Origin of the sequence: Methanohalophilus levihalophilus, from assembly GCF_017874375.1 — an archaeon.
Lineage (GTDB): Archaea > Halobacteriota > Methanosarcinia > Methanosarcinales > Methanosarcinaceae > Methanohalophilus > Methanohalophilus levihalophilus.
In genome coordinates, this window is record NZ_JAGGLK010000002.1 from 166,446 (window position 1) to 178,559 (window position 12,114).

At 42.1% G+C, this 12,114-nt stretch carries 11 protein-coding genes; 3 read left to right on the forward strand and 8 right to left on the reverse strand.

Going from position 1 to position 12,114, the window contains the following annotated elements:
• The first annotated feature begins 27 nt into the window (after positions 1 to 27).
• Genes J2755_RS04455 through J2755_RS04465 form a run of 3 tightly spaced genes read left to right on the forward strand, consistent with a single transcriptional unit; the run spans position 28 to position 4,691 of the window.
• Entirely contained in the window at positions 28 to 1,875 is a 1,848-nt protein-coding gene (locus tag J2755_RS04455) for a type II/IV secretion system ATPase subunit (protein WP_209680405.1), read from the forward strand.
• A 15-nt stretch (positions 1,876 to 1,890) separates the two neighbouring features.
• Entirely contained in the window at positions 1,891 to 3,507 is a 1,617-nt protein-coding gene (gene flaJ, locus J2755_RS04460; protein ID WP_209680407.1) for an archaellar assembly protein FlaJ, read from the forward strand.
• Positions 3,508 to 3,509: 2 nt separating this feature from the next.
• Positions 3,510 to 4,691, forward strand: coding sequence for a hypothetical protein (locus J2755_RS04465; protein WP_209680409.1), 1,182 nt, complete (start codon positions 3,510 to 3,512; stop codon positions 4,689 to 4,691).
• Between the two features lie 158 nt (positions 4,692 to 4,849).
• Here the strand turns inward: J2755_RS04465 and J2755_RS04470 are convergent, their stop codons facing one another.
• The 8 genes from J2755_RS04470 to J2755_RS04505 are packed head-to-tail and all read right to left on the reverse strand — an operon-like array spanning position 4,850 to position 12,094.
• Complete coding sequence (locus J2755_RS04470; protein ID WP_209680411.1) at positions 4,850 to 5,659, reverse strand: CheR family methyltransferase; 810 nt, start codon at positions 5,657 to 5,659, stop codon at positions 4,850 to 4,852.
• Entirely contained in the window at positions 5,650 to 6,312 is a 663-nt protein-coding gene (locus J2755_RS04475; RefSeq protein ID WP_209680413.1) for a chemotaxis protein CheD, read from the reverse strand. The genes J2755_RS04470 and J2755_RS04475 overlap by 10 nt, the downstream gene beginning before the upstream one ends.
• Positions 6,309 to 6,911, reverse strand: coding sequence for a chemotaxis protein CheC (locus J2755_RS04480; protein ID WP_209680415.1), 603 nt, complete (start codon positions 6,909 to 6,911; stop codon positions 6,309 to 6,311). The genes J2755_RS04475 and J2755_RS04480 overlap by 4 nt, the downstream gene beginning before the upstream one ends.
• Entirely contained in the window at positions 6,904 to 9,387 is a 2,484-nt protein-coding gene (locus J2755_RS04485) for a chemotaxis protein CheA (protein ID WP_209680417.1), read from the reverse strand. Before J2755_RS04485 ends, J2755_RS04480 begins: the two co-directional genes overlap by 8 nt.
• Positions 9,377 to 10,429, reverse strand: coding sequence for a protein-glutamate methylesterase/protein-glutamine glutaminase (locus J2755_RS04490; protein WP_209680425.1), 1,053 nt, complete (start codon positions 10,427 to 10,429; stop codon positions 9,377 to 9,379). The genes J2755_RS04485 and J2755_RS04490 overlap by 11 nt, the downstream gene beginning before the upstream one ends.
• A gap of 26 nt (positions 10,430 to 10,455) precedes the next feature.
• The gene (locus J2755_RS04495; protein ID WP_209680427.1) at positions 10,456 to 10,818 is read right to left on the reverse strand and encodes a response regulator; all 363 of its coding nucleotides are present in this window, start codon (positions 10,816 to 10,818) and stop codon (positions 10,456 to 10,458) included.
• Positions 10,819 to 10,823: 5 nt separating this feature from the next.
• Positions 10,824 to 11,618 (reverse strand): CheF family chemotaxis protein, encoded by a 795-nt coding sequence (locus tag J2755_RS04500; protein ID WP_209680429.1) that lies wholly within the window; start codon positions 11,616 to 11,618, stop codon positions 10,824 to 10,826.
• Positions 11,615 to 12,094 (reverse strand): chemotaxis protein CheW, encoded by a 480-nt coding sequence (locus J2755_RS04505; protein WP_209680431.1) that lies wholly within the window; start codon positions 12,092 to 12,094, stop codon positions 11,615 to 11,617. The genes J2755_RS04500 and J2755_RS04505 overlap by 4 nt, the downstream gene beginning before the upstream one ends.
• Positions 12,095 to 12,114 lie beyond the last annotated feature (20 nt).

Sequence of the window (12,114 nt, forward strand, 5' to 3'; positions counted from 1 at the left end):
CTACTGATTATAAAAAACGTGGTTATTATGGAAATAGTTGAAGATTCAATGGGAGGGGACATAAACCCCAAATTCAAAGCCGGGGTTGGCGCGAGTTTCCCATTCAAACCAAAAAAATATGATAACCATGATCACTCGGACCTGAACAAATGCAGTCTTTACAGGTTGCTACCTCCCGAGTTGCAGGAAGAGGTCCAGCAGAATCTTCATCTTCTTGAATACCTGCATATTCTTCCCATTGATACAATTGGAATTCCACGATATGTTTCTAATCTTGAGTCAAAACACGGGGACATTCCCAGTCCAAACCTGATTTACAAAGTGAACGACAAGATTTACGTTCACATCTATCCAAATAAAAATGATGTCAGGAACTTCTACATCCCTATCGAACCTATCCTTCTTACAGGTGTCGGAAGCCTCCTGAAAGAGCTTGAAATCAAGCTTGTTGACTATCTTACAGGAATTGATTTTGATCCTGAGGACATGGAAGAGAAAAAGAGGATTCTTATTGAGTCTCTTGATGACATCTGTGTAATCGGTTCAAAAAAGATAATTGATGTTTCTTCTCCAATTTTTCAAAAGCTGGGTGTGTCAAAATATCTTCCCAAGAAGGAAGGCAAAGAAGACGATCACATCTATCTTAAAAAAGAGCAGTATGAAGCATTGAAGTATTCCCTTCTCAGGGATAAAGTGGGATTAGGTGTTCTTGATCCCTATATTAACGATAAGCATATCGAAGATATTACCTGCAATGGTCTGGGTCCGATATTTATTGAACACAAGGTGTTTGATGGCCTGAGAAGTGTAATTGAATTTATCGAAACTGATACCATTAACCAGTTCATCATACGTCTTGCGGAAAGAATCGGAAAGCCAATTACTTTCAAGGATCCGATTGTGGACTCAACGTTGCCGGATGGGTCAAGGATCAATATTGTTTATGGTAACGATATCAGTAAAAACGGAAGTAACTTCACTATAAGGAAGTTTAATGAAGTTCCATTTAGTATCCTGCAGGTCATCGAAAGCGGTACAATGGACTACCAGATTGCGGCATATCTGTGGCTTTTGCTTTCTGAAGGAATGAGTGGTTTCATTTGTGGTGAGACTGCAAGTGGAAAAACTACGACTTTGAATGGGATTACCTGTTTCATATCCCCGGATTCAAAAATAGTAACCATTGAAGATACTCCGGAATTGCAGGTTCCCCACAAGAACTGGACCCGTGAGATGACTCGTGGTAGTACAAGAGGATCCGGAGCTACGGGAGAAGGAAGCGGTTCAGATGTAACAATGTTCGATCTCCTGAAAGCAGCATTGAGACAAAGGCCTAACTATATTCTGGTGGGTGAAATACGAGGTGTTGAAGGTAATGTAGCTTTCCAGGCTATGCAGACAGGTCACCCCGTAACATCAACTTTCCACGCAGCGACTGTCGAGAAGCTGATCCAGAGGCTGACTGCTGATCCAATTAATATTCCTAAAACTTATATTGACAACCTGAATTTTGTTTTAATACAGTCCGCGGTCAGAAGACCTGATGGAAAGGTTGTGAGAAGAGTACTTAGTGTCAATGAAATAGTCGGATATGACCCCGACCGTGGGGGAGTTTCATTTGTGGAAGCTTTCTCCTGGGATCCTGTTACTGATAATTTTGTTTTCAGCGCATGGGGAAGTTCATTCCTGCTGGAGCAAAAAATAGCAACAAGGCTTGGAATACCGGCCAACAAAAAAATTGCTATCTATAATGAAATAGATAAACGCGCACGCATCCTCGAGAGGCTTCACAAGGAAGGAATTAAGAATTTCTATGAATTCTTCGATACCACTGCAAAGATTACAAAACACGGTATGTTGAAGGTTGACTTCTGATTTGCAGGTGATCATATGGACAAGCCAGATGTGAAAGAAATGCTGGGAAACGGAAAGCTCTTTAAGTCGGCTTCCAACCAGCTTGGCCGCAGATATCGTCGTTACAAGCGTGAGCTTTACATGAGTAATGATCTGCTTTTTTCACTTACATACATGGCTTCCATATCAACTGCAAATGTGAGCAGGGATAAGATATTCGAAAATGTTTCTGAAAAGAAGGAATACTGCCCGAGTCACTATTTCAGGAACGTTAAGGATCTTTCCCAGAATTGGCATTACGATTATGCAGGAGCATGTGAACTTGTTTCCCGAAAGGTAACCAATGACAGGCTGGAGGAGCTCTTCAACAGGTTCTCAAATGCAATTTCTGCGGGTGAACCGGATACCGATTTCCTTCGCAAGGAATGGAAATTGTACAAAACAAAAAGGAAGGATGAATTCGAGAGACAGCTTGAAACCACAAAAGAGTGGTCAAATGCATACACGGCATTGCTTGTGTCAACATCCCTTGTATCCATCATCGTCCTGCTTTCCGTTATTATCTACAGTGTCGGGGATCCGAAGGAAACATTGTATGGTACGGCATTTGCAATATCTCTCATGTCATTTTCCGGTGTAGGGATGCTTTTCAAAGGGGTTCCTGTGGATTCGACGGTTCATAATCTGCCGATAAAATCCGAGGAACAGGTTTTCATCAAGAAATGGTTTAAAATTACGCTTTTATTGGCTGCTATGGTAGTCGTACTCCTTACGCTGATTCCTGCATTTTTTGCTCCAAATGCTGAATTTCCCATTGATATCAAAGGGGTTGGTATGGTTCTGGCAGGATTGATAATGGTTCCTGTGGGAATCATGGCCCACCGGGATATTACCAAGGTGAACAAGAGAGATGAGAGCTATACAACCTTCATCCAGAGTCTCGGATCCATTGTAAGTGGTTCCGGATTGACAATTCCCGCCGCACTGACTAAAATTGATCCTAAGAATCTTGGAGAGCTCAAAGGTATAAGCAAGGAGCTATACAAGAAACTTGCTTCAGGCCTTGATCCTCGCCTTAGCTGGGATAGGTTCATCGGGGAATCCGGAAGCTATCTGATTCATAAGCTAACAAGTGTTTTTGTTGACTCAGTTGATCTGGGTGGAGATGCAGAGACGGTTGGTGAGCTTGTAAGTTCAGCTAACCTTGAAATTGTGCTTTTGAGGATGAAAAGGGATCGTATTTCCTCAGCGTTTACATTCCTCGTTGTACCTCTGCACATTGCGATGGTTTCCCTTCTTCTCTTTATAGGACAGATTCTGACAATTTTCACAACCGTTATTTCAAACCTGTTTGAACAGTTTGATATTAATGGTCAACAAATGAATAGTATTCCCGGAGGTGTGGGAGGTATGAACCTGGGCATATTCGGGGGAGTTCCAGTTGAATTATTGGGACAATATGTTGTGGTTGTAATAATTGTCCTTTCGCTGGCAAATATTTTTGCGGTAAATATTGTAAAGGGAGGTCCAATTTACCTTAATGTATTCTACGGGGCAATATTTTTCATACTTTCCGGAATAATGATGATTATCGTACCACCATTGGTTGATTCGATTTTCGCATTTGACATGATATTCGAAGGAGGTGTCTGAACGTGGTCTTAGAGTTAAGTTCCATAATACTGATAGGAATTATTTTTGCAGCTTTGGCTATAGGTATTTTCTACTACAAGAAACGAAACTCCGATTCAGAGGCCCAGGGTGAGGCTTTAAGCGAGGTTTCAGATGAATCTTCAAATAATACTGATAAGGCGAAGAAAATAAAACTGACACTTCCTCAGGTAGACACTGAGAAAATCCAGACAATTTTAGGCATTCTGAAAGAAAAAATGAAGTCACTGAATCTAACTTCACCTCCCAATCTCACAAACTTCGGAGGCCCGGCTAAAGAAGCAGCACCTGTAGCTGCTCCAGAAGCTGCTCCCACAGTAGAAATGAGCGGTGAAGGGGGTTTGAATCTGGATGATATCCTTGAGGCCAAGCAAAGTGAACTGGATTTTGGAGATGATATACTTTCCGAAATGGCAACTGCAAGCAGTATAACTCCTGATGACGCAGGTTTTGCCCCAATTGAAGAAGCTCCAGCTCCTTCCATGGATGCGGGTGCATCCTTAGATAGTGATTTTGAAATTGATTCCGATGATTTTGGATTTGGATTTGAGCCAGGGGATGTAGACCCTTCCGATGACATGTCATTTGGAGACATACCTTCTCCGGATTTGTCTTTTGACGGGATGTCTTCCGACGATATGCTGTCTGATGATCTAAGTTCTGCTGCACTTCCTTCAGAGGGCTCATTTTCTGATGGCTTTGGTTCATCTGCAATTAAAGTCGATAGTGTTCCAGGAGGGGGCTTGAGTTCTCCGGTTGCTCCTCCGGACAGTTTGCCCTCCGCAGATCAGGGCTCAGATGATATTTCTCTTGATGGTGCATTTTCCGATGATGATATGTCGTTTGGGGACATGTCATTCGGAGATGATCTTGGCGGGGATTTGGGAGGAGATCTTGGAGGTCTTGACTTTGGAAGTCCCGATTCACCTTCTTCAGATGAGGATATGGATGGATTCGGATTCAATGCTGATGATGTGCAAGTTGCTTTCGGAGATGGCAGCGATAACCTGATTGAATCGCTGAAAAGTGAAGTCCGTGTTGTGGAAGAGGAAGGCATTAACTTTATGGATGCTCTGGAGGGTGAGGACATTAGTATCGGAACCATAAAGAGCGAACTTGAAGACATCCAGACAAGATTGAAAAGGGTTCAGGATTTCCAGCAATAACTTTCCAGAGAATCAATTAAAAAAGAAGGTTGCTTTCTCTAGCGATTATACTAAATGAATAGTTTAGGCTTTTTTGACAATTATTATTGTGTCCTGTTGGATCAAAACTGTTAAACAGGCACGAAAGAAAATTAAGGAAAAGTGTGAGTTTTGAATTCTCAGGCTTTTGCATAAACCTTGTCCCTTAAACTCACGGGTGTAAATAGATCTCTTACTTCAGGAGGCATAGTTTCGGATTTGCCAATGATAAGATATCCGCCATTTGAAAGGGATTCATGGAAGTTGGTGAACATTTTAATTTTCTGCTCTTCGGTGAAATATATCATTACATTCCTGCAGAATACAACATCAAAATGCCTTGAAACAGGTGAATCTCCGGTTAAATCATGTTTTCTGAACCTTATGGTAAGGTTTTGGAGTTTCTTTTTCCTGAAATTTCCCTCAAAGGGATCAAAGTATTTTTCTACAAGTTTTTCATCAACATTTTGAAGCTGTTTTTCACCATATACGCCTTCAGACGCGCTTTTCAGGCAATTATCGTCGATATCGGTAGCATAAATTGATACATTCCAGTCTTCAGGGAAAAATTCTTTTGCACAGATTGAAATTGAGTGCGGCTCTTCCCCATAGGAGCAACCAGCGCTCCAGAATCGGACAAGCTTGCTGTTTGCATGCGCTTTCCTTTCCATTACATTTGGAAGTAAGTTTTTCTGGAAATACACAAATGGCGTCTTATCCCGCATAAATTCTGTTACGTTAACTGTCAGGTGGGTTAAGAGTTCCTGAAACTCCTCGGGATCTTCTTCGATGATCCTTTTGTATTCTGAGTAATCGGATACATTGACAATCTTCATCCTCAGATCAATTCTCCTCTGGAGATAGCTTTCCCGGTATCCTCCAAGATCTATGCCTGATTGCTTAGAAATCGTATTCATCAGGAGCTTAAAGTCACCTGTATTTAGATCCATAGTACCTTTCCATTGCTGTATTTTATGATCATGCTTCCGTCGATGGCATTAAAAAGGACATTTCTTCCTATTTCGCCACCTGTATCCTGACCCACGATCTCAATCCTTTCTCTTTTCAGGGTTTCCTCTACGGATTTAATGTTACGATCACCAATTTGAAGCATTTCCAGGCTCATGTGCTTGAAAATCTGGGCACCGCCTGCAAATTTAGCTACAATTCTTCTTTTTACCGCTCCCTGTTCAATCATTTCGTCACGCATTGCACGAATTGCATTTTCAGCATGTTTTGTTTTCCCATCATTCGATGCTCCGGGAAGCAGGACGTGTGCCATTCCGCTAATTCCGGTTGAGTAATCAAAGAGGGCAACTCCAACACATGAGCCAAGGCCCATAGCTTTTAGCAGGACATTTTTGCCAATTTTGTACTCACCAATGCCGGCGGACATTTCCCCATCCAGCAAACGGGCATCTGAGTTTAGCATTGTTCCTTCAAGATGGCCTCTTGCTTCAACAAGCACGTTACATTGTGCATGACACCTATCAGAAGGACATGCTCCGCTAAGGGAACAATACGTACCTACTATCGTTTTTTGTCGGCTCATAATAACCGCATTTGCATTTGCAGTTGGTATGAATAGTATTTCGTTGGTCATAGTCCTTCCAGCATTTTCATGATATCATCAAATAGGGTCGCTTCCGGTATCAGCAGTAAATTCACCTCTGTGTTCGACTCCCCGCTCAGGGCGGTTTCGAACAGGATAATGTGATCACTGCTTTCTGCCATTGTTGAAACCATAGAGTCAACAACGGCTATCGCCATATCCATTGCATAATTTGGTGGCGACGGAAGTAAGATGATATCCATGAACTCAGCACAGGCATCACAGAAAGAGGATGAAAGAATGTTTCCTACTTCCATGACTGCAGATGAATACATTTCCGGGTCGACTTCATCTGTGCCATAAAGGGTACTTACAACACTGTTTGAGGAAGCTTCAGGGATCATAACATAAAGATATCCTGAATTTGTTCCATCGATGTCCTGAAGTGCCATCAGGACTCCAGCCACAATGTTATTACTCATATATTTGTCTATGTCTGCTATTTTCACAAGGTTTGCTTTCGGTACGGTTATATCAATTTGCTGATCCAGAAGTGTTGAAAGGGATGTAGCCGCATGACCGGCTCCAATATTCCCGAGTTCAGTTAAGACCTCCACTTCCATTTCACCAAGCGCTTCCATATTAACCATCAATATCGCCTCCAATAAGGATTGATACGTCCAGAATCGGTATCACTCTGCCATCTCCAAGAATCGTAACGCCAATGAATCCTTTGACTCTTGACAAAACGCTTCCTAGTGGCTTAATTACAATCTCCTGCTGATCGATAATCGAATCGACTATCAATCCAACTTCTTCGTTTTCTTTTTCGACAATTATTCCAACTTCTTTTTCGACCTGTTGGCCATCAATTCTGAAAATCTCCCTGAGTTTGACTGCCGGTATTAGCTTATTCCTGACATAGAGTAGGGGGTTGTCCTGAATATGCTTGTAACTCTCACTTGTGACATCCAGTGCTTCAACAACATTGGAAATAGGGATAGCGTAGATTTCCTCACCGGTTTTTACAATGAGAGATTTAATGATGGCTACAGTAGGTGGAATATCGATCCTGATTCTGGTGCTTTCTCCTTTTGTTGAGTATATTCTTACTTTTCCTCCGAGCTTTTCAACAATTGTTTTTACTGCGTCCATGCCCACGCCTCTGCCGGATATTTCTGTTGCGACATCCTTTGTTGAGAAGCCGGGTGCAAAAATGAACATTTTTATTTCGTCATCATCCATCCTTTCAAGATCGGATTCTGAGACGAGGCCCTTTTCCAGAATCTTTCTCCTGATGGTATCAAGATCAAGTCCTTTGCCGTCATCCTCAATTTCGATGATAACATTGCTTTTTTCCTGTCTTGCGGAAAGTTTTATGTGGCCGATTTCGCTTTTTCCGGCTTTAATCCTGTCTTCTGGGTCTTCGATACCATGGTCAACAGAATTACGGACAAGATGAACAAGTGGATCACTGATTTCGTCGAGAATCGTCCTGTCCAATTCAGTGTCCTGTCCAACAACTTCAAAGTCAATCTTTTTGTTGAAATTCCTGCTCAGGTCACGGACCATTCTCGGGAATTTGCTAAAGACTCTTTCAATCTTGACCATTCTCATCCTCATAACTTCGTCTTGCAGGCTTGTTATGGACTTGTCAAGATTGCCGGTTGCTTCTTCCAGTTCGGGAATATTATGTTCCTGGGAAATCTGAAGAAGGCGTCCCTTGTTTATGACAAGTTCACCAACAAGATTCATTATACTGTCAAGATTTGAGATCTGGACGCGGATTGTGTCCCGTTTTTTGTTGCTCTTTTTAGCCTTTTCTTTTGGTATACAGGCATTTGTTTTTTCTTCTTCTGAAGGTACAGCCGCATCAACAGGTTCATCCGCGTTTTCTTCTTGAGCCACCTCTTCGTTTTTCTCTGTTTTTTCGTCTGATTCCACTTCTTCAGGAGCTGGAATCACATCATCTTCAATATCTTCATCTTCATAGTTTTCAATGTCATCTTCAAGACATTCGTCTTCCAGTTCAGGACATTCTTCCTCAACTATTTCCATAGATTCGGGAATCTCATCGTCAACATCTATTTGGATAGCCTCTTCCGGAAGTTCCTCAGCTGTTTCTATCGTTTTTTCTTCTTCAGGAACCACAGCATATGAAGGTCCTGCAAAGATTTTCATTAATTTTGAAATCTGCTTCTGGAAGAATTGGGTAAATGAATTTATGATACCTGATTCTCCAGGATTAGGACTGTCTGAAGCAGCAGTTGTTGGTTCAACAGAAGTGGCTTCTTCATGGGATTCAGATACATCCTGTATGCTTTCTTCTTCTGACATGCCCCTTGTATTTTCAAGAGGTGCACTGCCATTCATTGGCTTAAGTTCGTAGCACTCGATTTCGGAAACGATGGTGACTGAGTTTTCGATTTTCTCAGCATCACCATGGAGCAAGATCTTGAATTTCCCATCAAAATCATCTTCCATCTCATCTTCATCTGGAACAACTTCTTTCACAGTGCAGAAGTCTTTCAGGTTTTCAATTATCAATAAGGCTTTTAGATCCTGCATTGGGCAGTCTTCTGAAAGCGTGATTTCAAGTGAATACCCCGGCTCATCTGACAGAATATCTTCTTCGTTTTCGGTTTCACAGATTTCTGTGTCAGATTCCAGTTCCGAGGTTTCGGATTCATCAGTAATTTCCAGTTCTTCAGGGAGAGTCTCTTCAATTGAACATTTTGGATCGCCGGTTTCCATTTTGAAGGATTCATAACTCTCCAGGAGATCTTCTATGGCGATATCGTCATTATCTTCAGATTCGATTTGCTCGACAATGGCATTAATCCTGTCAACTGTTTCCAGCATTACATCTATGAGTTCTCCACTGGTTTCAACTTCCCCGCATTTCATGCTGCTGAGGACTTCTTCCATACTGTGACACAGATGTTCAAGTGACTTATATCCCAGGAATCCGGCCATTCCTTTTATTGTGTGGACAACCCTGAAGATTTCGTCCAATGCAGAGGTATCCCCATTTTCTAGATCTACAAATCCCTGATTGAACTCTTCGAGATGTTCGTAGACTTCCTGAAGAAAATCGTTTTTGTATGCAGCCATATCAATTTCCATTACATTTCACCTCTACCATTTTTACAATTTCTTCAGAAATTCGATAGATGGGTTTTACAGTGTCGATAGCTCCGGCTTCAATAGCAGCTTTGGGCATTCCAAAAACAACGCAGGTATCTTCGCTGCATGCTACAGTTGATCCGCCTGCATCTTTGAGCATTTTTAATCCGTTTGCCCCGTCGCTTCCCATTCCGGTAAGAATGGCAGCCACCGAATTTTTCCCATAAACATCAAGCATGCTCTCGGCAGTAACGTCAACTGCAGGCATAACTGCGTTGACAGGTTTTCCTTTTGCGACTTTAATCCTGGTGACATCCATGGCTTTTCTGAGAGTCATGTGGTAACCCCCCGGTGCAATGTAAACAACACCGTTTTTCACTTTTTCATTGTTCCTTGCTTCTTTCACTTCCAGCTCAGATTCTTTATTTATCCTTTCAGCCAGCTGGGCACAGAAATTGCCTTCCGGCATATGCTGGACTACGAAAACCGGTGCAGGTAAATCTCCAGGCAGTCTGGGAATCACCTGTTCAAGGGATGATGGGCCACCGGTTGAAGAACCAATGAGAAGTCCGAGATCGAGGGTTTGTTTCCATTTTCCTCTCACAACATCTCCTTTGAAACGCTTAAGGTTCAAAAGCCGTATGATGTTTGGGTTGGAGCTGTGAATTCTTCTTATCTTGTCAACTAATTCACTCTCAGTCTCAACGATTGACTGGACGCTGTTAGGCTTTGCGATAAAATCGATTGCCCCGAATTTTAGTGCCTCTAATGCCTCCTTTGAGTCATTTTTGGTCAAGGCGCTAAACATTATGGTTGGAACAGGAGATGATTTCATTATAGTCTTAACGGCGGTAATCCCGTCCATAACGGGCATATTAACGTCCATTAAGATTATGTCAGGTTTGAGTTTCCTGGCCTTGTCGATAGCTTCCCTGCCATTTCCAGCAGATCCGACTATCTTTATATCGTCAAGATCTCCGAGCATGCCTCGGACTGCGGTTCTCATGAACGCGGAGTCGTCGACAACAAGAATTCGAATCACAGTTGCCTCGTTTTTCGCTTTTTTGTTTACATTGCCAGGACTTTCTTGATTTCTTCAATAACCTTCGGGGCCTGGAATGGTTTTATGATATATCCTTTTGCACCGAGTTTTATTGCGGTCTTGACAATTTTTTCCTGGCCGATAGCTGTGCACATAACAACTTTGGCGTTACCGTCAATGGATTTAATGTTCTTCAGGGCATCAATACCGGTCATTTCAGGCATGACGACATCCATTGTAACAATGTCCGGCTTTATCTGCTGGTACATCTCAACGGCCATCTTTCCGTTTTCTGCTTCTCCGGCGACATCAAATCCAGCTCCGAAGAGTATGTTTTTCATAAGTTTTCTCATAAACGCTGTATCATCAACAATCAGTACTTTTGGCATTTTTATCACTTCACTTTATCAACCATGGAAATTCCACTTGGTGTTAATTCGATTTCTTTTCGTATTTTGACAACATTTGCTAATCCGGCTTCCACAATCCGATCGTAGTATGCGTTAAGATCTTCTGTAGAAACTCCTATGAAATTTTCAATTGATACAGAATCCAAACCCGAGTAGATTAGAGTAAGGATTTCTTTTTCTTCCTCAGTGAGTTCAATTTCTGGTTTATGGGATTTGATCAAACGCTGGAGATAGTTGTTGACCATTTCCAATGTTGTCTCCGGGCACATAATGAGACTTGTAAGGACGCTGCCCTTTTCAACATGAGATAAGACGAGGACCATTCTCTGCTGGCCGCCAACATTTCTGACATCTTTCTCAACACTTCCCATATTTTCAAGTGGGATCCTTTCCTGTTTTTTTGGTGAAAGGAACCACAACCCTTCTTCTGTTACACTGAAATACCCTTTTTCCCACTGGACACCAGCGGAAACGACGCCTCCACTGGTTGCACGAGCCAGGAAATAAACAGCGAAACGATCAGCTTTCAGGTTGAAAGAGAGAAATCGAAAAACCTGGGCATGAAGTTTTTCCGGAGGTTTGATAATTATCTCGCCATCTTTTTTGATTTTGATTGCGCTCACGTTTTCGATTTCTACATTATCGATATCTTCTACTTCTTTCACCGGAATTCTCTTGTTTCCGATTGCAAGGGTTTCATCACCCAGCACAAGTTCTGCATCCATCCATTTGCCGTCATACAGTTTGGCTGGTGTCCTGAGGTGTATCTTCTCTGTCATCCACTCATTCCCTCTATTTCCTCTTCTGTGAACACCTTATCCAGATCCATTAGAGTCAGCAGTCCGTCATCCAGTTTACCTACGCCTGTGAGACACTTTGAATCATCTCTTGAGGTAACGATATTTGGCAAAGGATCTATGTTTTTGGATGAAAGGTATTTCACTTCGTTAACTGTGTCTACTACCATTCCAATAACTGCATTTTCATATTCAACAACGATAATCCTTGTATTTCCGTCAACTTCCTTTGGTTCCTTTCCAAAACGTTTTCGGAGATTGATTATGGTTGTAATCTGACCACGGAGGTTTACAACTCCCTCCATGAAGTCAGGTGCATTTGGTATTCTGGTAATCTTGGTTGGGCGAATGATTTCCTTTACCTGGGAGATCTCGACACCATACCTTTCTTCACCAAGGGTGAACACAATTACCTGGACCGTTTGATCCACATTTAGTATCTGATTGTGGGCTTCCATCTCAATAACCTCCTTTTGGA

What these genes read in the sequence shown, in the direction of transcription:
- J2755_RS04495 (WP_209680427.1), bottom strand. Translation starts at nt 10,818, where the DNA reads ATGCCAAAAGTACTGATTGTTGATGATACAGCGTTTATGAGAAAACTT.
- J2755_RS04475 (WP_209680413.1), bottom strand. Translation starts at nt 6,312, where the DNA reads ATGACCAACGAAATACTATTCATACCAACTGCAAATGCAAATGCGGTT.
- J2755_RS04485 (WP_209680417.1), bottom strand. Translation starts at nt 9,387, where the DNA reads ATGGAAATTGATATGGCTGCATACAAAAACGATTTTCTTCAGGAAGTC.
- flaJ (WP_209680407.1), top strand. Translation starts at nt 1,891, where the DNA reads ATGGACAAGCCAGATGTGAAAGAAATGCTGGGAAACGGAAAGCTCTTT.
- J2755_RS04480 (WP_209680415.1), bottom strand. Translation starts at nt 6,911, where the DNA reads ATGGTTAATATGGAAGCGCTTGGTGAAATGGAAGTGGAGGTCTTAACT.
- J2755_RS04505 (WP_209680431.1), bottom strand. Translation starts at nt 12,094, where the DNA reads ATGGAAGCCCACAATCAGATACTAAATGTGGATCAAACGGTCCAGGTA.
- J2755_RS04500 (WP_209680429.1), bottom strand. Translation starts at nt 11,618, where the DNA reads ATGACAGAGAAGATACACCTCAGGACACCAGCCAAACTGTATGACGGC.
- J2755_RS04455 (WP_209680405.1), top strand. Translation starts at nt 28, where the DNA reads ATGGAAATAGTTGAAGATTCAATGGGAGGGGACATAAACCCCAAATTC.
- J2755_RS04470 (WP_209680411.1), bottom strand. Translation starts at nt 5,659, where the DNA reads ATGGATCTAAATACAGGTGACTTTAAGCTCCTGATGAATACGATTTCT.